Annotated in this window: 18 protein-coding genes; 4 read left to right on the forward strand and 14 right to left on the reverse strand. The window is 70.0% G+C overall.

Going from position 1 to position 19,553, the window contains the following annotated elements:
- Position 1: 1 nt before the first annotated feature.
- The 13 genes from OHA61_RS05140 to OHA61_RS05200 all read right to left on the reverse strand — a co-directional run bounded on the left by OHA61_RS05140 (position 2) and on the right by OHA61_RS05200 (position 14,817).
- Complete coding sequence (locus tag OHA61_RS05140) at positions 2–655, reverse strand: 1-hydroxy-2-methyl-2-butenyl 4-diphosphate reductase (RefSeq protein WP_406301900.1); 654 nt, start codon at positions 653–655, stop codon at positions 2–4.
- Positions 655–2,667 carry a squalene--hopene cyclase gene (gene shc / locus OHA61_RS05145; RefSeq protein WP_406301901.1) on the reverse strand — a complete coding sequence of 671 codons (2,013 nt, stop codon included), beginning with the start codon at positions 2,665–2,667 and terminating at the stop codon, positions 655–657. Before shc ends, OHA61_RS05140 begins: the two co-directional genes overlap by 1 nt.
- Positions 2,668–2,810: 143 nt before the next feature.
- Positions 2,811–3,887 carry a polyprenyl synthetase family protein gene (locus tag OHA61_RS05150; RefSeq protein WP_361906675.1) on the reverse strand — a complete coding sequence of 359 codons (1,077 nt, stop codon included), beginning with the start codon at positions 3,885–3,887 and terminating at the stop codon, positions 2,811–2,813.
- Positions 3,888–3,925: 38 nt separating this feature from the next.
- Positions 3,926–5,296, reverse strand: a complete 1,371-nt coding sequence (gene hpnE, locus OHA61_RS05155) for a hydroxysqualene dehydroxylase HpnE (protein ID WP_406307282.1) — start codon at positions 5,294–5,296, stop codon at positions 3,926–3,928.
- Between the two features lie 103 nt (positions 5,297–5,399).
- Positions 5,400–6,338: a presqualene diphosphate synthase HpnD gene (gene hpnD, locus OHA61_RS05160; protein ID WP_406301902.1), complete on the reverse strand. Its 939-nt coding sequence runs from the start codon at positions 6,336–6,338 to the stop codon at positions 5,400–5,402.
- Between the two features lie 8 nt (positions 6,339–6,346).
- On the reverse strand, positions 6,347–7,267 hold the full coding sequence (hpnC, locus tag OHA61_RS05165; RefSeq protein ID WP_406301903.1) for a squalene synthase HpnC: 921 nt from the start codon (positions 7,265–7,267) through the stop codon (positions 6,347–6,349).
- A gap of 439 nt (positions 7,268–7,706) precedes the next feature.
- The gene (locus OHA61_RS05170) at positions 7,707–8,513 is read right to left on the reverse strand and encodes an ABC transporter ATP-binding protein (protein WP_406301904.1); all 807 of its coding nucleotides are present in this window, start codon (positions 8,511–8,513) and stop codon (positions 7,707–7,709) included.
- Positions 8,500–9,429, reverse strand: coding sequence for an ABC transporter permease (locus tag OHA61_RS05175; protein WP_406301905.1), 930 nt, complete (start codon positions 9,427–9,429; stop codon positions 8,500–8,502). Before OHA61_RS05175 ends, OHA61_RS05170 begins: the two co-directional genes overlap by 14 nt.
- Before the next feature lie 98 nt (positions 9,430–9,527).
- Entirely contained in the window at positions 9,528–10,400 is an 873-nt protein-coding gene (locus tag OHA61_RS05180; protein ID WP_406307283.1) for a glycosyltransferase family 2 protein, read from the reverse strand.
- Between the two features lie 41 nt (positions 10,401–10,441).
- Positions 10,442–11,221 (reverse strand): CDP-alcohol phosphatidyltransferase family protein, encoded by a 780-nt coding sequence (locus OHA61_RS05185; protein WP_324989365.1) that lies wholly within the window; start codon positions 11,219–11,221, stop codon positions 10,442–10,444.
- Entirely contained in the window at positions 11,199–12,260 is a 1,062-nt protein-coding gene (locus tag OHA61_RS05190) for an iron-containing alcohol dehydrogenase family protein (RefSeq protein WP_324989367.1), read from the reverse strand. Before OHA61_RS05190 ends, OHA61_RS05185 begins: the two co-directional genes overlap by 23 nt.
- Positions 12,248–12,985, reverse strand: coding sequence for a phosphocholine cytidylyltransferase family protein (locus OHA61_RS05195; protein ID WP_324989369.1), 738 nt, complete (start codon positions 12,983–12,985; stop codon positions 12,248–12,250). Before OHA61_RS05195 ends, OHA61_RS05190 begins: the two co-directional genes overlap by 13 nt.
- The gene (locus OHA61_RS05200) at positions 12,982–14,817 is read right to left on the reverse strand and encodes a DUF5941 domain-containing protein (RefSeq protein WP_406307284.1); all 1,836 of its coding nucleotides are present in this window, start codon (positions 14,815–14,817) and stop codon (positions 12,982–12,984) included. Before OHA61_RS05200 ends, OHA61_RS05195 begins: the two co-directional genes overlap by 4 nt.
- A 240-nt stretch (positions 14,818–15,057) precedes the next feature.
- Here OHA61_RS05200 and galE point away from each other — a divergent pair, with 240 nt between their 5' ends.
- From galE to idi, 3 genes are all read left to right on the forward strand, one after another.
- Complete coding sequence (galE, locus tag OHA61_RS05205) at positions 15,058–16,041, forward strand: UDP-glucose 4-epimerase GalE (RefSeq protein WP_406301906.1); 984 nt, start codon at positions 15,058–15,060, stop codon at positions 16,039–16,041.
- Between the two features lie 153 nt (positions 16,042–16,194).
- Positions 16,195–17,136: a cation diffusion facilitator family transporter gene (locus OHA61_RS05210; RefSeq protein WP_406301908.1), complete on the forward strand. Its 942-nt coding sequence runs from the start codon at positions 16,195–16,197 to the stop codon at positions 17,134–17,136.
- Between the two features lie 325 nt (positions 17,137–17,461).
- A complete protein-coding gene (gene idi / locus OHA61_RS05215; RefSeq protein WP_406301909.1) occupies positions 17,462–18,055 on the forward strand; it encodes an isopentenyl-diphosphate Delta-isomerase in 594 nt (197 codons plus the stop codon).
- 59 nt (positions 18,056–18,114) lie between these two features.
- On the opposite strand, the gene OHA61_RS05220 is transcribed toward idi, so the two are convergent.
- The gene (locus OHA61_RS05220) at positions 18,115–18,582 is read right to left on the reverse strand and encodes an ATP-binding protein (RefSeq protein ID WP_406301910.1); all 468 of its coding nucleotides are present in this window, start codon (positions 18,580–18,582) and stop codon (positions 18,115–18,117) included.
- 207 nt (positions 18,583–18,789) lie between these two features.
- Here OHA61_RS05220 and OHA61_RS05225 point away from each other — a divergent pair, with 207 nt between their 5' ends.
- Positions 18,790–19,533, forward strand: a complete 744-nt coding sequence (locus OHA61_RS05225; protein ID WP_406301911.1) for an enoyl-CoA hydratase/isomerase family protein — start codon at positions 18,790–18,792, stop codon at positions 19,531–19,533.
- Positions 19,534–19,553: the final 20 nt, after the last annotated feature.

Consider the following 19,553-nt stretch of genomic DNA (forward strand, 5'->3'; position numbering starts at 1 on the left):
CTCACCTCCTGGGGAGCAGCAAAGAACGGTGCCATTCGAAAAAAGCAGGAAGGACGGCACGAAGAACACGGAAGGCTGATATTCCACCGCGTACCGTGCCAATACGGACCAGCTCATGCTCAGGAGCGTCCACGACCACCCGGACGGCCGCAACCGGGCGGGGCCCGGCGCTCAGAGCGCTGCGGAGTGTGGCCGCGGATTCCATGTCCACGGCGATCGCACCGCCGGCGCGCAGCTCGGCCCGTTCGTGTCCGCGGACGACATGGTCGGAGCCGGTCAGCGGGCCGGTGTGCACCCTGCGTCCGGGCACCGCCCGGGTCACCGCCTTGACCAGCAGTTCCGTATCCGTGCAGACCGTGGAGCCGCCGGCGTGACGGGTCTCTTCGGCTACCACCAGATCCCCGGGGTGCATCCCCGGGGCGAGCCCGGCGCAGAAGCCCGAGGCGACGACCGCCGCATCCCGCAGTGGCCCTTCGCCCAGCGCCTCCCGCACGGCACGCTCCGCGCTCTGCGGGCCCATGCCGCTGCGGAGCACGGTCACCGGACCGCGTGCGCCACTGCGGTCACCGGTGCGCAGGGCGAGTTTCTCGATGCCGAGCGCACAGGCGATCAGCAGCGGCGCCGGGGAGCCGGACGGCTCCGGGGACCGGTCCATCAGCCCCCCTCTCGGTTGTCCGGGGCGCTGCCCGCGCGGTCGCTGAAGGGCTCACCGTGCACATAGCGGCCGAGCGCCGTGAGCGGGAAGACCTGCCGGTAGAGGTGGTAGTTGATCGAGAAGTCCCAGGGGAAGCCGGTGCCGGTGAAGTACGGCTCGTCCCAGGATCCGTCCGCCTGCTGGGTCTCGGCGAGCCAGGCCACGCCCCGCTCGACCATCTTGCTCTCCCGCCCCCCCGCGGCGAGCAGCGCGAGCAGCGCCCAGGCGGTCTGGGAAGCGGTGGACTCGCCGTGGCCGATCCACTTCTGCTCGCGGTAGGAGCGCAGGTCCTCGCCCCACCCTCCGTCGTCGTTCTGGACGGATTCGAGCCAGCGCACGGCACGCCGGATCGCGGGATGAGTGAGGGGCATCCCGGCCGCGGTGAGCGCCGGGACCACCGAGCCTGTTCCGTAGATGTAGTTGACGCCCCAGCGGCCGAACCAGGCACCGCTGGGCTCCTGTTCGGCGAGCAGCCACTCGATGCCGCGCCGGGTACAGGGGTGGTGGGCCTTGCCCTCGTGGGCCAGCATCTCGACGACATGCGCGGTGACGTCCGCCGACGGCGGGTCGATCACCTCGCCGAAGTCGCAGAACGGCAGCCGGTTGGGAAACGCGCTGGTGTTGTCGGCGTCGAAGGCGGCCCAGGCTCCGTTCCTGGACTGCATGCCCACGGTCCAGCGCGCGCCCCGGACGATCGCCGCGTCCACCCGCTGCGGATCGGGGTGCCTGACCCGCCGCAGCGCGAGGATGACCTCGGCCGTGTCGTCGATGTCCGGGTAGTTGTCGTTGTGGAACTCGAACGCCCAGCCGCCCGGGGCGAGCCGGGGCCTGCGTACGGCCCAGTCGCCGGGCCGCACGATCTCCTCGGCCAGCATCCAGTCGGCGGCCTTGACGAGTGCCGGGTGGTCGGGTGCCAGTCCCGCGTCGGCCAGCGCGATGGTGGCCAGGCAGGTGTCCCATACGGGCGACTGGCACGCCTCGATCATGCGTGCGCCGTCCTCGCGCCACACGGCGAAACGGTCCAGCGACTCCAGGCCCGCCCTCATGACGGGGTGCTGAAGGTCGTAGCCGAGCAGATGCAGAGCGATGACGGAGTACACAGCGGGCGGCTGGATACCGCCCCAGCAGCCGTCGTTCTCCTGGCGCTCGATGATCCAGCGCGCGGCCGCGTTCATCGCTACCCGGCGCAGCCGGCGGGGTGCGACCTTGTGATAGGCGTGCAGCACCTTGTCGGCACGCTGGAACAATCCGTCCCAACTCGTGGCGGGAGCAAGGGGCTTGACCGGGTTCGGCGTGCGCGCGTCGGTGTGCAGCTCGTCGAGTGCGAACGGCGCGGGCCGCACCGGACGCTTCGCCGAGACCACCGTGAGCGGCACTATCGTCTGCCGGGCCCAGCAGCCGAAGTCGTAGATGTTGAGCGGGAGCCACGGGGGAAAGAAGATCAGCTCGGGCGGCAGCTCGGGGAGGTCGTCCCACTTCCACCAGCCGAAGAGCGCGAGCCAGATCCGGGTGAAGACCCGGCTCGCGGCGATGCCGCCCCGGTCCCTGATCCAGGCGGATGCGCGCGCCATGTGGGGATCGTCGGGCCGGTCACCGGCCAGCCGCAGCGCGACGTACGCCTCGACGGTGGTGGAGAGCTCGCCGGGCCCGCCGTAGAAGGTGGCCCAGGCGCCGTCGTCGCGCTGCTCGCCCCTGATGAAGCGGCCTGCCGCCTCGGTGATCCGCGCGTCCTGGATCCCGAGGAACTGACGCAGCAGCAGATCCTCGGCGTCCATCGTCACATTGGTCTCGAGGTCGCCCTTCCACCAGCCCTCGGCGTCCTGCCGGCCCAGCAGATGCTCGATCGATCGTTCCGCGGCCCGGGCCGCGGCCCGGGTGACATCGACGGCTTCGCGCGTGATGTCGGTTTGTTCATTGGCCGCGGCTGCCACGGGCCCCGCGGGCCCGCTGCTTCCGTCGGTCGTCGCTGTCATGGCTTCCCCTTCGTTGCAGTGGCTCTCTGCTGTGCTGGGGTCTCCGTCGGCCGGTGCCCGGTCTCCCGAACGCCGGCCGGCGACTGCATGGGGGTCTGGGGGCTAGCCCCCAGAGGACACGCATATGCTGCAGGCGATAGCGATCATCTCTTTCGTACGACGACGAAGTCCGCGAGCGCGACGAGCTGCGCCCTGACCTGCTCCGGCATGTCGACACCGCTCAGGGCCTCGATCGCGATCGTGTGCTGCCTGCGGGCCTCTTGCGAGGTCCACTCGCGGCCGCCCGCCTCCTCGATCAGGGCCGCCCTGGTGGCGAATTCCTCCTCGGAGAAGCTGTCGAAGTCATTGCTCTTGGCATCGGCCGCGAGCAGCTCCCCGAGACGCTGCGACGCCGGGCCGCCGGCCGCGAGAGCGGCGACGACCGGCAGGGACTTCTTGCGCTGACGCAGATCGCTCCAGGTCTGCTTGCCGGTCGCCTCCGGGTCGCCCCAGATGCCCAGCAGATCGTCGACGGCCTGGAAGGCGAGACCGAGGTGGTAGCCGTACGCCTCCAGCGTGTCGGCCATCTTGTCGTCGGCCCCGCCGAGCACCGCGCCGATGGAGCAGGCGCAGGCCAGCAGGGCGCCGGTCTTGTTGCCCTCCATCTCCAGGCACTCCTCGACGGTGACCCGCTCGCGGTGCTCGTAGGAGATGTCCTGGGCCTGGCCGTCGATCAGCTTGCGGGTGGCGGTGGTCAGCCGGCGGGTGGCGCGGCCCGCCTCGACGGTGCCGAGCTCCAGCAGCACCTCGCCCGCGAGCGCGAACAGCGCGTCGCCGACGAGGATCGCCTGGGCCGGTCCGTGCACCTTCCACACCGTGTCGCGGTGGCGGCGCTGCTCGTCGCCGTCCATCAGGTCGTCGTGCAGCAGCGAGAAGTTGTGTACCAGCTCCACGGCGACAGCTCCGGGGATGCCCACCTCGGGTGCGGCGCCGGCGGCCTCGGCGGACAGCAGGGCGAGCGCCGGGCGTACGGCCTTGCCGCCGTCGCCGTCGGCGGGCCGCCCCTGCGCGTCGATCCAGCCGAAGTGGTAGGAGGCGACGGTGTCCATGGGCGGCGCGAGCCGGCCTACGGCCGCACGCAGCACCGGGGTGGACATGGTCCGCCCGCGCTCCAGCAGCGCGATGATGTCCAGGCTCTCTCCTCCGGCTGCGGTGTCATCAGCCGGGTTCGCCGAGGGCACAGTCGGCACGGTCTCTCCTCTTGTTCCAGTACTGATGCTCACGCCGCCTCCTTGAGCGGATGTTCCTGGTGACGGCCGAGAGCGGAGAGTGCGGCGCCGGCGGCGCTGAAGCCGCTGCGTACGGCACCCTCCATGGTCGCGGGCCAGCCGGTGGCGGTCCACGCGCCCGCAAGGTACAGGCCCGGCGCTGCGGTACGCGCACCGGGGCGCAGCCTGCCGACGCCCGGGCTCGGAGCGAAGGTCGCCGTACGCTCCCGGGTGACGAAGAAGTCGCGGACTTCGGCTCCGCGCGTGGCGGGCAACAGCCGCTCCAGCTCGGGCAGATACCGCTCGCGCAGGGCGGCGACGGGCGTGTCGATCTCGTCCTCGGCGGCCGACTGGGACAGGGCCAGATACTGGCCCTCGCCAAGCCCCGAGGCCTCCGTGCGGTCGAAGACCCACTGGACCGGCGTGCCGAGCGCGGCGAAGAACGGGCGGCGCAGGACCTTTCGGTCGTACAGCACATGGATGTTGAGGATCGGCGCGGTGCCGATGTCGAGCAGCCTGTCGGGGTCCTCCAGAGCCCCCTCGGGCAGCAGCGCATGCGCCTCGCGCTGCGGTACGGCGAGCACGACGGTGTCCGCCTCCAGCAGTTCGCCGTCCACCTCGACGTGCCAACGCCCGAGATCCGCACGGGAGATGCCGCGGACGCGGGTCGACAGCTCGGTGCGTACGCCCGCCGAGTCGAGGGCCTTGCGGGCCAGCGTGTCGTGCAGTTCCCCGAGCGGCACGCGCGCCCAGCCGATGTCGGCGGCGCCCGGCTCGGACAGGAGTCCCGTCTTGAAGACCATCGCGGCGAGCCCCATGGAGGCGTGCGGCGCGGTGGCGTTCAGGGTCGCCACGCCGACGAGGTCCCACAGGGCCTCGATGGCGCGCGCCGACTGGCCGTGGCGGCCCAGCCAGGTCGCGAAGTCGATGCCGTCCAGCGCCGGGTCGGCGGGGTCGAGCTTCTGCAGCGCGAGCGCGGCGCGCCCGACGGCGGCGCGCTCGGCGAGCGAAAGGTGCGGATAGGTGGCCAGTCCGGCGGCGAGGTGCAGCGGCACGGGCAGCGCGGTACGACGCAGCCGGCCGAGGCGCGGACCGCGCTTGTGCCCCACATCCAGCACCGGCACGTCCAAACGGTCCTGGAGCGGGGCGAGATGAGCGCCGTCGATCCGGTCCAGGAACCAGCTGTACGCGGTGCAGCAGCGCAGATACACATGCTGGCCGTTGTCGACGGTCAGGTCGCCGCGCCGGAAGGAGAAGGCGAGGCCGCCCAGCCGGGTGCGGCTTTCGACCAGTGTGACGCTCATTCCCGCCTCGGCGAGTTGCAGCGCCGCGGTGATGCCGGCGAGCCCTCCGCCGACCACCACCGCGTGCGGGGACCGCATGTCGTCGTCCGTCACGCGACCTCCCCCCGGTCCCGGTCCTCGTCCGATGCAGTCAGGGACGCCGCGTCGGAGCGGACGGTTGCCCGCCGCTTGTGCGCCCGCATCAGACACGCCCCCTCAGGGTCTGCCGTGTGATGTGGCGGGCGTCGAGTCCGGACAGTCCGCGCACGGCGACGTACGCCTTCTCACGCCCGGGCAGCGAGACGCGGCCGCGCAGTACCGCCTCGGGGTCGCGTTCGATGCGGTCGAGAAGCCGGCGGTAGATCCCGGCCATCGCGGCGACACAGGCGCCGCTGCGCCGGTCGAGCATGGGCAGCAGGCGATAGCCCTCGGCGAACAGGGTGCGGGCGCGCCGCACTTCGAAGTGCACCAGGCCCGCGAAGTCGGAGCCGGGCGGCGGGGTCGCGGTGTGGAAACCCGCGGAGCAGCCGAACTTGGCGAGGTCGTCGGCGGGCAGATAGGTGCGTCCGTTGGCCGCGTCCTCGCGAACGTCCCTGAGGATGTTGGTGAGTTGAAGGGCGAGCCCCAGCGTGTCGGCGTACTCTGCGGCGCGCTCGACGCCGCGCGCGCCGGGCTGAGTCCCGAACACGCCGAGCGAGAGCCGCCCGATCGCGCCCGCGACACACCGGCAGTAGACCTTGAGGTCGTCCCAGGTCTCGTAGGTCTCGCCGCGTACGTCCATCAGCACGCCGTCGATGAGCTCGTCGAGGCCCGCGAGCGGGAGCGGGAAACGGCGTGCCGCGTCCGCGAGGGCGACAGCGACCGGGTCGGTGTCGTCCTCCTGGACCGCGCCCCCGCGAATCCGCTCCAGCACGTCCCGCGTGCTCTCCAGCCGGTTCCGCTTGGCCTCGGGGGCGAGCTCCCCGTCGCCGATGTCGTCGACGCGCCGCGAGAACGCGTACAGCGCCGACATGGCCTGTCGCTTGTCGGTGGGCAGCAGCCTGATGCCGTAAGCGAAGTTCCGCGCCTGCCGGCCGGTGACGGCCTCGCAGTAGCTGTACGCGGCCTGCACCGGCGCCGACGACTCCGTCGATCCCTCCATCGTCCGGCTCACCCCTCTCTACGCGCTCTTCGCAAGACTGCTCCCACCTCACGCAGCAGATTGGCCTTGGTCGCCGTGGGCGGTCCGGGCAGGACGTCGTGTCCGGCTGCAGCGATCGCGGTGAGGGCGGCGCGCCCTCCGGCCACGAATCCGGCGAACAGCAGCCGCAGCCTGCCGTGGACGCTGCCCACCAGAGGTGTGCCTTCATCCAGGAGTCGCCGGGCGCGATCCGCTTCGTATGCGATCAGTGCGCGCACCGGCACACCCGCGGTCCGTGCGGCGAGATCGTCCTCCGTGACATGGAAGCGCTGCATGTCCTCGGCGGGCAGATAGATCCGGTCGCGTCCGAAGTCCTCGCCCACGTCCTGGAGGTGCTCGACGATCTGGAGCCCGGTGCAGATCGCGTCGGAGAGCCGGACGCGCTCGGGGCTGGCGGTGCCGGTGATCTGCAGGACGAGCCGGCCGACGGGGTTGGCGGACAGCTCGCAGTACGCGACGAGCTCGTCGTACGTCTTGTAGCGCCCCACCAGCTGGTCCTGGCGGTTGGCCTCGATCAGCCCGAGGAAGGGCTCCGGGGTGAGCGAACGGCGGCGTACGACCGGCCGCAGGGCGCTCAGCAGCGGGTGGTGCGGGTCGGCGTCGGCTCCGGCGAAAACGCGGCGCAGATCCGTCTCGAAGGCGTCCAGCATCACCAGCCGGTCATCCGCCTTCGCGGGGTCGACGCCGAGGTGGCGGGCGTCCGCGCCGCCGGGTGCGAGGTCGCCGTCGCCGATGTCGTCGACAAGGCGGGCGTAGCCGTACACCGCCATCAGGTCATCGCGCCAGGCGCGCGGCAGGAAGAAGGGGGCCACGGGAAAGTTCTCGTCCGCGGCCTTGTCGAGTGTGGCGCGCGCGGAAGCCTCGGCGCGCGCCTGCCGGGTGCCCGTCATTCGGAACTGCCCGGTGCGGGGACGGCGAAAGCCTCGCGGAGCTGGAGATTTTCCGTCATAGCCGTCACATCTCCCGTTCTACACTGCCGATCCAACCCATCCTATTTCGGACACGCCGCCGGTCCTCCCGACTCAGCGGAGACCGCCCGGCGGACGGCGCGCCACAGGTCTGGTCCGGCCGTATCGCCCCGATTGCCGCGATTCAGCACCGGTACAGCTTACGTTGTACAACGCGCGGTGATACGTCCGGGTGTTGCGCGCATTACAAGAACACTCCAATCCTGACCAACCTTCCGCGGCGGCTCGGGAATTGACCTTGGCTTGACGATCCTTGCCCGCTTGTTCGGCGCGCGGCGCGGTCCGTGTCCTCCTAGGGACGCAGAAGACCCCCGCCGGGATGCGCCGACGGGGGTCTTTTCAGGCGATCTTCGTGGTCCGGCTACTTGCCGGTCTCCTTCTCGTACGCCCGCAGGACCTCGTCGGTCGGGCCGTCCATCAGGAGCTCGCCGCGCTCCAGCCACAGGACACGGTCGCAGGTGTCCCGGATCGTCTTGGCGCCATGGCTGACGAGGAAGACCGTGCCCGCCTCCTTGCGGAGCTCGCGAATGCGCTCCTCGGAGCGGATCTGGAACTTGCGGTCACCCGTCGCCAGGGCCTCGTCGATCATGAGGACGTCGTGGTTCTTGGCGGCGGCGATGGAGAAGCGGAGCCTGGCACCCATACCGGAGGAGTAGGTGCGCATCGGCAGGGTGATGAAATCGCCCTTCTCGTTGATGCCCGAGAACTCGACGATCCCCTCATAACGGTCACGGATCTCCTCGCGCGACATGCCCATCGCGAGGCCGCCGAGAATGACGTTCCGCTCGCCGGTGAGATCACCCATGAGCGCGGCGTTGACGCCGAGCAGGGAGGGCTGACCGTCGGTGTACACCCGGCCACTCTCGGTCGGCAGCAGTCCGGCGATGGCACGCAGGAGAGTCGACTTGCCGGAGCCGTTGGTCCCGATCAGTCCGATCGCCTCGCCGCGGTACGCGGTGAAGGAGACACCGCGCACGGCATGGACCTTGCGGATACCGCGGGACTGGCCCTTGTCGCGGCGGAGTATCCGGCTCAGGGCCGCGGTGGCACTGCCCTTGCCGCCACTGCCGCCGTGCACCCGGTACACGATGTGCACGTCGTCAGCGATGACGGTGGGGATGCGCTCCTGCGCGATGTCCTGCGCTGTGATGTCCTCAGCCACGGCCATATCGCTCCTCCGCCTTCCAGAAGTACACAAACCCGGCGACGCCGAAGAGAACGGCCCACAGGACGGCCGCGAACCAGACGTGCGACGGCAGATTGGACGCGCCGTATCCGTCGATCAGCGCGAAGCGGACCAAGTCCATGTAGACCGCTGCGGGGTTGTAGCCGAGCACTTCGGCGATCCAGGCCGGCTTGTCCTTCAGCATGATCGGGATGGAGTACATGACGCCCGAGGCATACATCCAGGTGCGCATGATGAACGGCATCAGCTGGGCCAGGTCGGGCGTCTTGCTGCCCAGCCGCGCCATCATCAGCGCGATACCGATGTTGAAGACGAACTGCAGGCCCAGTGCGGGCACGATCAGCAGCCAGCTGAGCGAGGGGTAGCTGCCGAAGGCAGCCGCGATGATGAAGAGCACGATCATCGAGAACATCAGCTGCTGAAGCTGCTGCAGCGCGAAGGAGATCGGCAGTGCCGCCCGGGGGAAGTGCAGTGCCCGTACCAGCCCGAGATTGCCCGAGATGGCTCGGACACCGGCCATCACAGAGGTCTGGGTGAAGGTGAAGACGAAGACGCCCGTCACCAGGAAGGGGATGAAGACATCGTTGGAGATGCCCTTCCTGGTCCCCAGGATGAGGCCGAAGATCAAGTAGTACACGGCAGCGTTCAGCAGGGGCGTCGCCACCTGCCAGAGCTGGCCGAGCTTGGCCTGGCTGTACTGGGCGGTCAGCTTCGCCGAGGCGAAGGCCACGATGAAGTGGCGCCGGCCCCAGAGCTGCCGGATGTATTCGACGAGCCCCGGTCGGGCACCGCTCACCGACAGACCGTACTTGTCGGCGAGCTGCGCCGGTGTCAGGCCTTCGTCGGCGGATGGCGGGGCGCTCGTCGCGATCGCACCGTCATGGGTTGTGTCACTCACAAGTTGAAACTTTCGTGTTCAAGATGCGCAGCCGGTCGGGCGCAGGCTCGGACGTCCAGGTCCCGGGAGTACGCCCGATGCTCTCAGGACCGAGCATGTCAGATGACAGGAGGGCGGCCCAGACGGGTCAGGCGCCACACCGTACGCCACCTGATGGGCCGACGGGGACCACAAGGAGTTTGCCAGCCTTCCTTGAAACCGCCGAACCAGGCCTTCAGAGCGGGCAGCGATGGCCGCCGCAGCAGGGTCAGCAGCACCCAGACACCGAGGTAGACGGGGACCAGGGGCGCAGGGAGGTTGCGGCGGGCCAGCCAGACCCGGTTGCGGGCCACCATGCGGTGGTAGACCGCGTGCCGGGACGGCGGCATCGTCGGATGGAACAGCACCATGTCCGAGCGGTAGTCGATCGCCCAGCCCGCGTCCAGCGCCCGCCAGGCCAGGTCCGTCTCCTCATGGGCGTAGAAGAACTCGTCCGGCAGCGAGCCGACCTCGGCGAGGACCTTCGTACGCACGGCGTTGGCGCCGCCGAGAAACGTTGTCACCCGCGAGGAGCGCATCGGGTCGGAGGCGCGCAGCCGCGGGACATGGCGGCGCTGGGTGAGCCCGGTCTCCGGATCGGCGATACGGAAGCTGACGATGCCCAGCTCCGGATCGGCCTCGAAGGCGCCGCGCACCAGCTCGCCGGTGTCGCTGTTGGGCAGCAGACCGTCGTCGTCCAGGAAGAGCAGCGCGTCGACGTCGGAACCGGAGGGGCCGAAGGCCTCGATGCCGACATTACGGCCGCCCGGAATGCCCAGGTTGTCGGGCAGGTCCACGGTCCGTACGCCCTCGGGGACATCGATCACCGGGGCGCCGTTGCCGACCACGACCACCTCGATCGGGTCGCCGTCCTGCTTGGCGACCGAATCGAGGAGGGCGCGCAGATCGTCGGTGCGATTGCCCATCGTGATGATGACCGCGCCGAGCTTCATCGGCCTCGGGGTTTCGGGGGTCGTCCCCCGGGAGAACACAGTCATTTGAGCCTGCTCGAAGCCAGGATGGACACCAGGTGCAGCACCGTCTGGAGCAGCGCGATGCCGGCAAGCACGGCGACGCCGAGGCGCGTGAAGAACAGGTCGCCCTGGATCGCGTCCAGGACGGCGAGCACCAGGATGAGCAGGGACGCCTCGATGCCGAGGACGAGCCGGTGGAACTTCAGCGCGGCGGCGGCCCGGCGGGCCAGTGCCATGCCGGACGAGCGCGGCTCGGCCGCCGCCTCCTTGACCGGCGGCAGCCCGCCCTGATGGCGGGCGACCCCGACCAGGTCGGTCTCGGCCTTGATCAGGATCGCGCCGAGCGCGGCGAGGGTGCCGAGGAAGGCCCACAGCCAGTCGATCGGCCCGGGGCCCCACAGGTCGGCGGCGCGCAGGCCGAAGCCGACCAGGACCGCCGCGTCGCACAGGTAGGCACCGACGCGGTCGAGGTAGACGCCGGAGAGCGAGAACTGCTTCTTCCAGCGGGCGACCTCGCCGTCGACGCAGTCGAGCAGCAGATAGAGCTGGACCGCCACGACGCCGAGGACGGCGCCCCAGATGCCCGGCACGAGCAGGGCCGGGGCCGCGAGGACACCGCAGATGGTCATCAGGTACGTCAGCTGGTTCGGCGTGACGTCGGTGGTGACCAGACGGCGGGTGATGCGCAACGAGATCTCGCGCATGTACAGGCGGCCGCCCCAGTGCTCGCCGCTTCGCCGGTCCTTCACTCCCGCCGGGTGAACGACCGGACGGAGTTCAGCTACTGATGGTCTTGACATAGTCGGCGTACGCGTCCCTGATCTGATCGGTGGTGAGGTCAAGGTGCTCGAGGATGGTGAAGCGGCCAGGACGGGTCTGTGGTGCGTACTCCACAGCCTTGACGAACTCGTCCGTGGAGAACCCGATTTCCTCGGGCAGCACCGGCAGGCCGTGCCTGCGCAGCACCTCGGCGAAGAGTCCGGACTGCTCGTGCGCACCACGCAGGTGCATCGCGAAGGCGGCTCCGATGCCGACCTGCTCGCCGTGGAGTGCGGAGCGCTTGGGGTACAGCAGGTCGAAGGCGTGGTTGATCTCGTGGCAAGCACCGGAGGCCGGTCGGCTGTCGCCTGCTACCGACATGGAGATACCGGTCAGGACCAGCCCTTCGGCGAGGACGGTGAGGAATGCGTCGTCGCCGATGCCACCGGGATGCCGCAGCACGGCCTCGCCGGCCTGACGGGCCATCGCCGCGGCCAGTCCGTCGATGGATTCGCCGGTCACCCGGTGGGAGAGCTCCCAGTCGGCGACACACGAGATGTTCGAGATCGCGTCACCGATGCCGGAACGCACGTAGCGCACGGGGGCTTCGCGGACCACATCGAGGTCGATGACGACGGCGATCGGCGTGGGGACTCCGTAGGAGCCCCGGCCGTTGTCGTTGTCGAGAGTCGCGACTGGGGAGCACAGCCCGTCGTGTGCGAGATTCGTGGCGACTGCGACCATCGGCAGCCCCACACGGGCCGCCGCGTACTTCGCCACGTCGATGATCTTGCCGCCGCCCAGGCCGACGACCGCGTCGTACCGCTTGCCCTTGATGTCGTCGGCCAGTCTTACGGCCGAGTCGATCGTCCCGTCGGCGACCGCATACCAGTCGGCGTCGGGAAACAGCGGCGCCAGCTTCTCGCGCAGCGCCTGACCGGAGCCATTGCTGATCGCGAAGGCGAGCGTGCCCGACGCCGAGATCCGCTGGTCGGCGAGGAGGCCGACCAGGTCGTCGAGGGCTCCGGTGCGGATGTCGACGACGACCGGCGACGGAATCAGTCGGGTCAGTACAGGCACGCGATCTCACGGCCCTTCGCGAGGTCGTCGTGGTTGTCGATCTCGACCCACCTGACGTCGCCGATGGGGGCCACGTCCACGGTGAAGCCGCGGTTCACGAGCTCCTGGTAGCCGTCCTCGTAGTAGAGGTCGGGGTCGCGCTCGAAGGTGGTCTTCAGCGCGTCGGCGAGCTCGTCGGCGGCCTCGGGCTCGATGAGCGTGACGCCGATGTACTCGCCGGTGGCGGTGGCCGGGTCCATCAGCTTGGTGATGCGCCGGACACCCTTGTCGCCCTCGGTGATGACCTTCATCTCCTCGTCGGCGAGGTGCTTCACCGTGTCGAGGGCGAGGATGATCTTCTGGCCGTTGCCGCGGGCGTCGAGCAGGGTGCGCTCGACGGAGACGGGGTGGACGGTGTCGCCGTTGGCGAGGATCACGCCCTGCTTGAGGACGTCACGCGCGCACCACAGGGAGTAGGCGTTGTTCCACTCCTCGGCCTTGTCGTTGTCGACGAGGATGAGCTTCAGGCCGTACTTCGCCTCCAGCGCCGCCTTGCGCTCGTAGACGGCCTCCTTGCGGTAGCCGACCACGATGGCCGCCTCGGTGAGGCCGATCTCGGCGAAGTTCCCCAGGGTGAGGTCGAGAACGGTGGTGTCGCCGTCGACGGGCACGAGGGCCTTCGGAAGCGTGTCGGTGTAGGGGCGAAGACGCCGTCCGGCACCGGCTGCCAGTACGAGGCCGATCATGCGGGTTCTCCTTCGTCATGTACGGCGGGTGCTCCGGAGGACACCCAGAAGCGGATGCTCTCCACCAGCACCACGAGTGCGACGGCCACAGCGAGGACCGTCAGCGCGATCGTGAAGTGTGCGTTGGTGACCAGTGCGGCCAGCACCGCGACTGCCAGGGTCCGCCCCTCGTGCCCGCCGATGACCCGCACCAGCCAGTTCGGGGGCGCGCCCGTACCGCCGCGGATGCGGTACACCGTGTCGTAGTGATGGTAGGCGACGGCCGCCACCAGGCCGAAGGCCGCGGGCAAGGCTCCGTTCACCTCGGCGCGGGCGGCGAGCGCAAGGACGGTGCAGTACTCGGCGGCCCGGAACACCGGCGGTACGAGCCAGTCGAGGGCGCCCTTGAGGGGGCGGGCGACGGCGATGCCCGAGGTGATGACATACGCCACAGCGGCGACAGCCGGCCAGGGCGAGCCGTAGTCGGTGAACGCGGCGGTCGCCACCACGGCGGCACCGCCCGCCAGGGCGATCACGAAGGGAGCGAACGCGGGCAGGCTCGGCGCGCGCTTGCTGAAGCCGCCCGCGACCGCTTCGGCGAGCGGGCCGGAGTCGGTCAGGTCGGCGAGCGCCTGAGCCGCGCGGTCGGTTCGCTGTGCCTTGCGGGTCAGCGAGCGCAGGACGCGGCCGGCGGTGGTGTAGGAAGCGGCGAACGCACAGCCGATGAGCAGTGCGTAGAAGACGATCCGGGGCGTGGTCACGGCGGTCAGCACGGCGATCATCGCCCAGCGCTCGCCGATGGGCAGGACGATCATCCTGCGCACCCAGACCGTCCAGCCGACGCTGTCGAGCTTGTCGGAGAGCGCGGCGGTGGGGCTCGTGTTCGACACGGCGTCGTGGTTCGCCTCGTTGAAGGAGAAGTCCACGACATGGCGGCAGGTCTGCAGCACCATCGCGCCGAGCGCCAGCGCCCATACGTCGTCACCGCCGCGTGCCGCGCCGAGGGCGAGGCCCGCGTAGTACGCGTACTCCTTCGCGCGGTCGAAGGTCGCGTCCAGCCAGGCGCCCATCGTGGAGTACTGCAGCGAGTAGCGGGCGAGCTGCCCGTCGGTGCAGTCCAGGACGAAGGAGAAGATCAGCAGCACGCCCGCCGCGATGTAGCCGCCGCGGGTTCCGGTGGCCGCGGCACCGGCCGCGATCAGCGCGGTCAGCAGCGAGGCGGTGGTGACCTGGTTGGGGGTCAGTCCCCGGCGTGCGCACCAACGGGCGATGTAGCGGGAGTACGGGCTGATGCAGAAGGTGGTGAAGAAGCCGTCGCGGGCCTTCACGGCCGAGCGCAGGCGTACGTCCTCGTCGTCGACCGCGGTGACGGCCTGCCGTGCCTCGTTACGGGCCTGGGGGTCATCGGGCACCGTCGCGACGAGCGATCCCAGCTCGGGCCGGTGCACGGCGGTGCCTTCGGCATCCAGCGCGTCGGCGAGCACGTCGGGCAGCACCACGGCCCGCACCGCCGACAGGGTGTCGCCGTCGTCGGCCGCACCGGAGGGTGTGCCGGTTCCTGCGGCCGACAGGGCCCGGGTCAGCGCTGTGCGCGCCTCGGGCTGTGCAGTCAGCGCGCCGGGCACCGCGGCTGCCGGGAAGCGGGGATCCGTCAGCGCCAGCCGCAGCGAGTGGACGTGCCCGACGAAGCGGGGGTCGACGACAGCGACGCGCTCGGCGCCCGGGACGGCGGCGATCAGCGCCGCGGTGTCCTCGGTGCCGGAGGCGATCCGTACGTCAAAACCCAGCGACCGCAGATCGCCCTCGAGCGACGATCCGGGTACCGGCGGACCGGTGAGGATGGCGGTCGACAGACGAACTCACTCCTTGGAGCTGAGGGTGCGGATGCGCGGCGGCTCGGCCCGTATACGGTCGGCGGCTCGTCGGCAGAGGCTATCGGATGTGCGGAAGCGGGAGTTCACTGGCCGTTCACGGCTCGCTCGCCATGGACATGGCTTGCTGGGTCCCGCCGAGATCATCATCGACGATCGCATGCCCGCTCAACAAACCGCGGACCCTGCATGATCCACAGGACACCGCCTAAGGTGGCGGTCATGACTTGGCTGATCACAGGTGGAGCGGGGTACATAGGAGCGCACGTCGCGCGGGCCATGACGGCGGCGGGTGAGCGGGTCGTCGTCCTCGACGACGTCTCGTCCGGCGTCGCCGAGCGGCTGCCTCAGGAGATTCCGCTGGTGCGGGGGGCGGTCCTGGACCGCGAGCTGCTCGACCGCACTCTCGCCGAACACGCCGTCACCGGCGTCGTGCATCTCGCGGCGAAGAAGCAGGTCGGACAGTCCGTCGAGCAGCCGCTGCTCTACTACCGGGAGAATGTGCACGGCCTCACCGTGCTGCTCGACGCGGTCGTCGAGGCCGGTGTGAAGCGGTTCCTGTTCTCCTCGTCGGCCGCCGTGTACGGGGTCCCCGAGGTGGAGCTGATCCCCGAGTCCTCTCCCTGCGAGCCCATCAATCCGTACGGCGAGACGAAGCTCGCGGGCGAGTGGCTGGTCCGGGCGACCGGCAAGGCGCACTCCATCTCCACGGCTTGTCTGCGCTACTTCAATGTGGCTGGATCAGCACGGCCCGAGCTGGCGGACACCGGGGTGTTCAACATCATCCCGATGTTCTTCGACCGGATCACGCGGGGCGAGGCTCCGCGGATCTTCGGCGACGACTATCCGACGCCGGACGGCACCTGCATCCGGGACTACATCCATGTCGCGGATCTGGCCGACGCCCACCTCGCTGTGGCCCGCAGGCTCGCGGAGCAGGACGGCGCGGGGGATCTCACGGTCAACATCGGCCGCGGCACCGGGGTCTCGGTGCGAGAGCTCGCCGATCTGGTGGCCGAGGTCACGGGTGACGATACGGAGCCGGTGATCGAGCCGCGCCGCCCCGGCGACGCCGCCAGGGCCGTCGCCTCGGTCGATCTGATCACCAAGGAGCTCGGCTGGACGGCCTCGCGCGGGGTTCGCGAGATGGTCGAGTCGGCCTGGGACGGCTGGCGCGTCCGGCACCCCGAGGCAGGGGCCAACTGATCTTGTGAGTGCCTGACCTGCGCGTCGTCCTGTAGGTCGTTTCCGCAGGTCAGGCGATATGACAACGGTGTTCAGTGCCGTGTTGCTCGATACCCCCCACCCGTAGTTCACTGAGGTCTCGGCAGTCACGTCCGAGACCAGGAGGCGTCTTTCATGGGGGCTGGGCACGACCACGGGCATTCGCACGGCGGACCGCCGCCGACCGGCACCGCGGCATCGGCCTACAAGGGACGTCTGCGCATCGCCCTGTCGATCACGCTGGGCGTGATGGTCCTGGAGATCGTCGGCGGCATCCTGTCCGACTCGCTCGCGCTGATCGCCGACGCCGCCCACATGGCGACGGACGGAGTCGGGCTCGCCATGGCTCTGCTGGCCATCCACTTCGCCAACCGGCCCGCGGAGGGGAACCGCACCTTCGGCTTCGCGCGGGCCGAGATCCTGGCCGCGCTCGCCAACTGCATCCTGCTGCTCGGCGTGGGCGGCTATCTGGTCGTCGAGGCGGTACAGCGCTTCATCACTCCGGCCGACACCAGGGGCGGACTGACGATCGCGTTCGCCGTGGTCGGTCTGGTCGCCAACATGGTCTCGCTCGCCCTGCTCGTACGGGGCCGGCAGGAGAGCCTGAACGTCCGCGGGGCGTACCTGGAAGTCCTCGCGGACGCGCTCGGGTCCTTCACCGTGCTGGTCTCGGCGGGCATCATCCTCGCCACCGGCTGGCAGGCGGCCGACCCCATCGCGTCCCTGGTCATCGGCCTGATGATCGTCCCGCGCACCTTGAAGCTGCTGCGCGAGACGCTCAACGTGCTGCTGGAGGCGGCTCCCAAGGGCGTGGACATGGGTGAGGTGCGCGCACACATACTCGCCCTGCCCGGGGTCGAGGACGTACACGATCTGCATGCCTGGACGATCACTTCGGGGATGCCGGTGCTCTCGGCGCACGTGGTGGCGCACCAGGACGTCCTGGACGCGGTCGGGCACGAAAAGATGCTGCACGATCTGCAGGGGTGCATCGGGGACCACTTCGATGTGGAGCACTGCACCTTCCAGCTCGAGCCGGTCGGCCATGCCGAGCACGAGGCCAGGCTCTGTCACTGAGGGGTTCCCGGGGCCGGTTCTGAGCCATCCGGCCTACTGCCCGAGGTTCGCCTTCGAGGGGGCTCCGCGCCGTGGGACGAGGCCGGTTTCCGAGGTGCCCGGCGAGGCCATGATGGCCCTTGTGCTCAACGATTCCGGGGGCGTGCCACGAGGCACGGCCGAGCGCCCCGGAGCCTTCGGCATATGACGAACAACGTCGCCCCCGCCGCGTCCAGGCGCGGCGGGGACGGACATGCCCGGACTGCCGAAGTGCGGACAAGCCGCTTTTGTACGGCAGACTGGGCAGGCCACCCAGGGCCGCCGAGGACCGATGCGAAGGATGGTTATGCCGACCTCACCAGCCACCGCGACGAACAGCTCGTCGAACGGAACCACCCAAGCGATCCTGCTCGAACTGGTCGACGAGCACGGCAACACCATCGGCACCGCGGAGAAGCTCGCCGCCCATCAGGCGCCCGGGATGTTGCACCGGGCGTTCTCCGTCTTCCTCTTCGACGAGCACGGGCGGCTGCTGCTTCAGCGTCGCGCGCTGGGCAAGTACCACTCCCCCGGTGTCTGGTCGAACACCTGCTGCGGGCACCCGTACCCGGGCGAGGCCCCGTTCGCGGCGGCCGCCCGGCGTACGCACGAGGAGCTGGGGATCTCGCCCTCGCTGCTCGCCGAGGCGGGCACGGTCCGCTACAACCACCCCGACCCCGACTCGGGTCTGGTGGAGCAGGAGTACAACCACCTCTTCGTGGGACTTGTGCAGACTCCGCCGCGTCCGGACCCGGACGAGGTCGGCGAGACGGCCTTCGTGACGCCGAGGGAGCTTCAGGCGCGGCATGCAGCGAGTCCGTTCTCGGCATGGTTCATGACCGTGCTCGACGCGGCGCGCCCCGCGATCAGGGAGCTGACCGGTCCCTCCGGCGCCTGGTGACCGGACGGGCACGGCGACCTACGGGACAGGCAGGGCGGCCTACAGGCCGGGCAGGGCGCCTAGAAGACCGCGGGGCCGCCCGGTCTCAGCGGCAGCGCGGCCCAGATGATCTTCCCGCCGCTCGCGGTGTGCTCGACGTCGCAGGATCCGCCGGCTTCCAGGGTGATCTCGCGCACGAGAAGCAGACCGCGGCCGCCTGTCTGTCCGTAATCCGTCTCCAGCGCCTTGGGCCGGTAGGGATGGTTGTCCTCCACCGACACCCGGATCCACTCCGCGCCGATGGCGACCTCGACGGCGATCTGGGGCGAGAGCAGGGCAGCGTGCCGTACGGCATTGGTGACCAGCTCGGAGACGATCAGCAGCAGCCCCTGGACGAGGTCGTCCTGCACGGGGACACCTTGACGGTTCAGCAGGTCCCGAACGGCGTGCCGGGCCTGCGGTACGGACACGTCGACCGCTGGAGCGGTGAATCGCCAGACGCCCTCGTACGACAGGGGCCGGGCCGGGACGCTCCCGCGGCTCTCCATAGTCCGGCACCCACCCTCGGCTCGACTGCCACTGACCATCGAGTAATAAGTGTTGGTCTCGGTTGGTCCAGACCCGGCCACTGAACACAAGTCAGCGCCTATCGACGTCTTTTGATCGAGTGCGCATGACGCAGTCGGCCGTTCGACCGTTCCTGATCTTCTTCTGGCTGATTGGTGGGCTCGGGGGCGGCGGATAGCATCCGGCGCATGGAGCCGCAGCTGGAACTCACCGTCGCGGACGGGGTCGCCACCGTCGTCATCAGCAATCCCGCCAAGCGCAACGCCATGACCGCGGGGATGTGGCGCGCGCTGCCCGGGCTGCTCGCGGAGCTGGGCACCGACGATTCGGTACGAGCGCTCGTACTGACCGGCGAGGGCCCGACCTTCTGCGCCGGCGCCGACATCTCCTCGCTGCGGGAGCCCGGCGAGGCCCCCCAGGCCCTCGCCGTACAGGCCGAGGATGCGCTGGCCTCGTTCCCCAAACCGACGCTCGCCGCGGTGCGCGGCTACTGCGTGGGTGGCGGCTGTCAGCTCGCCGCGGCCTGCGATCTGCGGTTCGCGGAGGACGACGCGCTGTTCGGGGTGACCCCCGCGAAGCTCGGGATCGTCTATCCGGCCTCGACCACCCGGCGGCTGGTCTCACTGGTGGGCCCGGCGACTGCCAAGTACCTGCTCTTCTCGGGCGAGTTGATCGACACGGAGCGGGCACTGCGCACCGGACTGGTGGACGAGGTGCTGCCGAAGGGCGAACTGGGCAAGCGGGTCGCCGAGTTCACGCGGATCATCGCCTCACGCTCGCAGCTGACCCAGGCAGCCGCGAAGGAGTTCGCGACCGGCCGCACCGACCGGGACGCCCACTGGGAGGAGCAGGCGCGCGCCGGCGGCGACACCGCCGAGGGGGTCGCCGCCTTCCTGGAGCGCAGGGCGCCCCGTTTCACCTGGTCTGTGTGACCTTCCCTGCCTGACCGCGC

The sequence above is a fragment of the Streptomyces sp. NBC_00885 genome (assembly GCF_045207475.1).
Lineage (GTDB): Bacteria > Actinomycetota > Actinomycetes > Streptomycetales > Streptomycetaceae > Streptomyces.

Excerpts from the sequence above, each read along its gene's own strand:
- shc (WP_406301901.1), bottom strand. The coding sequence starts at position 2,667 with ATGACAGCGACGACCGACGGAAGCAGCGGGCCCGCGGGGCCCGTGGCA.
- OHA61_RS05140 (WP_406301900.1), bottom strand. The coding sequence starts at position 655 with ATGGACCGGTCCCCGGAGCCGTCCGGCTCCCCGGCGCCGCTGCTGATC.
- OHA61_RS05170 (WP_406301904.1), bottom strand. The coding sequence starts at position 8,513 with ATGGCCGTGGCTGAGGACATCACAGCGCAGGACATCGCGCAGGAGCGC.
- OHA61_RS05185 (WP_324989365.1), bottom strand. The coding sequence starts at position 11,221 with ATGTCAAGACCATCAGTAGCTGAACTCCGTCCGGTCGTTCACCCGGCG.
- OHA61_RS05180 (WP_406307283.1), bottom strand. The coding sequence starts at position 10,400 with ATGAAGCTCGGCGCGGTCATCATCACGATGGGCAATCGCACCGACGAT.
- OHA61_RS05195 (WP_324989369.1), bottom strand. The coding sequence starts at position 12,985 with ATGATCGGCCTCGTACTGGCAGCCGGTGCCGGACGGCGTCTTCGCCCC.
- OHA61_RS05220 (WP_406301910.1), bottom strand. The coding sequence starts at position 18,582 with ATGGAGAGCCGCGGGAGCGTCCCGGCCCGGCCCCTGTCGTACGAGGGC.
- hpnD (WP_406301902.1), bottom strand. The coding sequence starts at position 6,338 with ATGGAGGGATCGACGGAGTCGTCGGCGCCGGTGCAGGCCGCGTACAGC.
- idi (WP_406301909.1), top strand. The coding sequence starts at position 17,462 with ATGCCGACCTCACCAGCCACCGCGACGAACAGCTCGTCGAACGGAACC.
- hpnE (WP_406307282.1), bottom strand. The coding sequence starts at position 5,296 with ATGCGGTCCCCGCACGCGGTGGTGGTCGGCGGAGGGCTCGCCGGCATC.
- OHA61_RS05225 (WP_406301911.1), top strand. The coding sequence starts at position 18,790 with ATGGAGCCGCAGCTGGAACTCACCGTCGCGGACGGGGTCGCCACCGTC.
- hpnC (WP_406301903.1), bottom strand. The coding sequence starts at position 7,267 with ATGACGGGCACCCGGCAGGCGCGCGCCGAGGCTTCCGCGCGCGCCACA.
- OHA61_RS05210 (WP_406301908.1), top strand. The coding sequence starts at position 16,195 with ATGGGGGCTGGGCACGACCACGGGCATTCGCACGGCGGACCGCCGCCG.
- galE (WP_406301906.1), top strand. The coding sequence starts at position 15,058 with ATGACTTGGCTGATCACAGGTGGAGCGGGGTACATAGGAGCGCACGTC.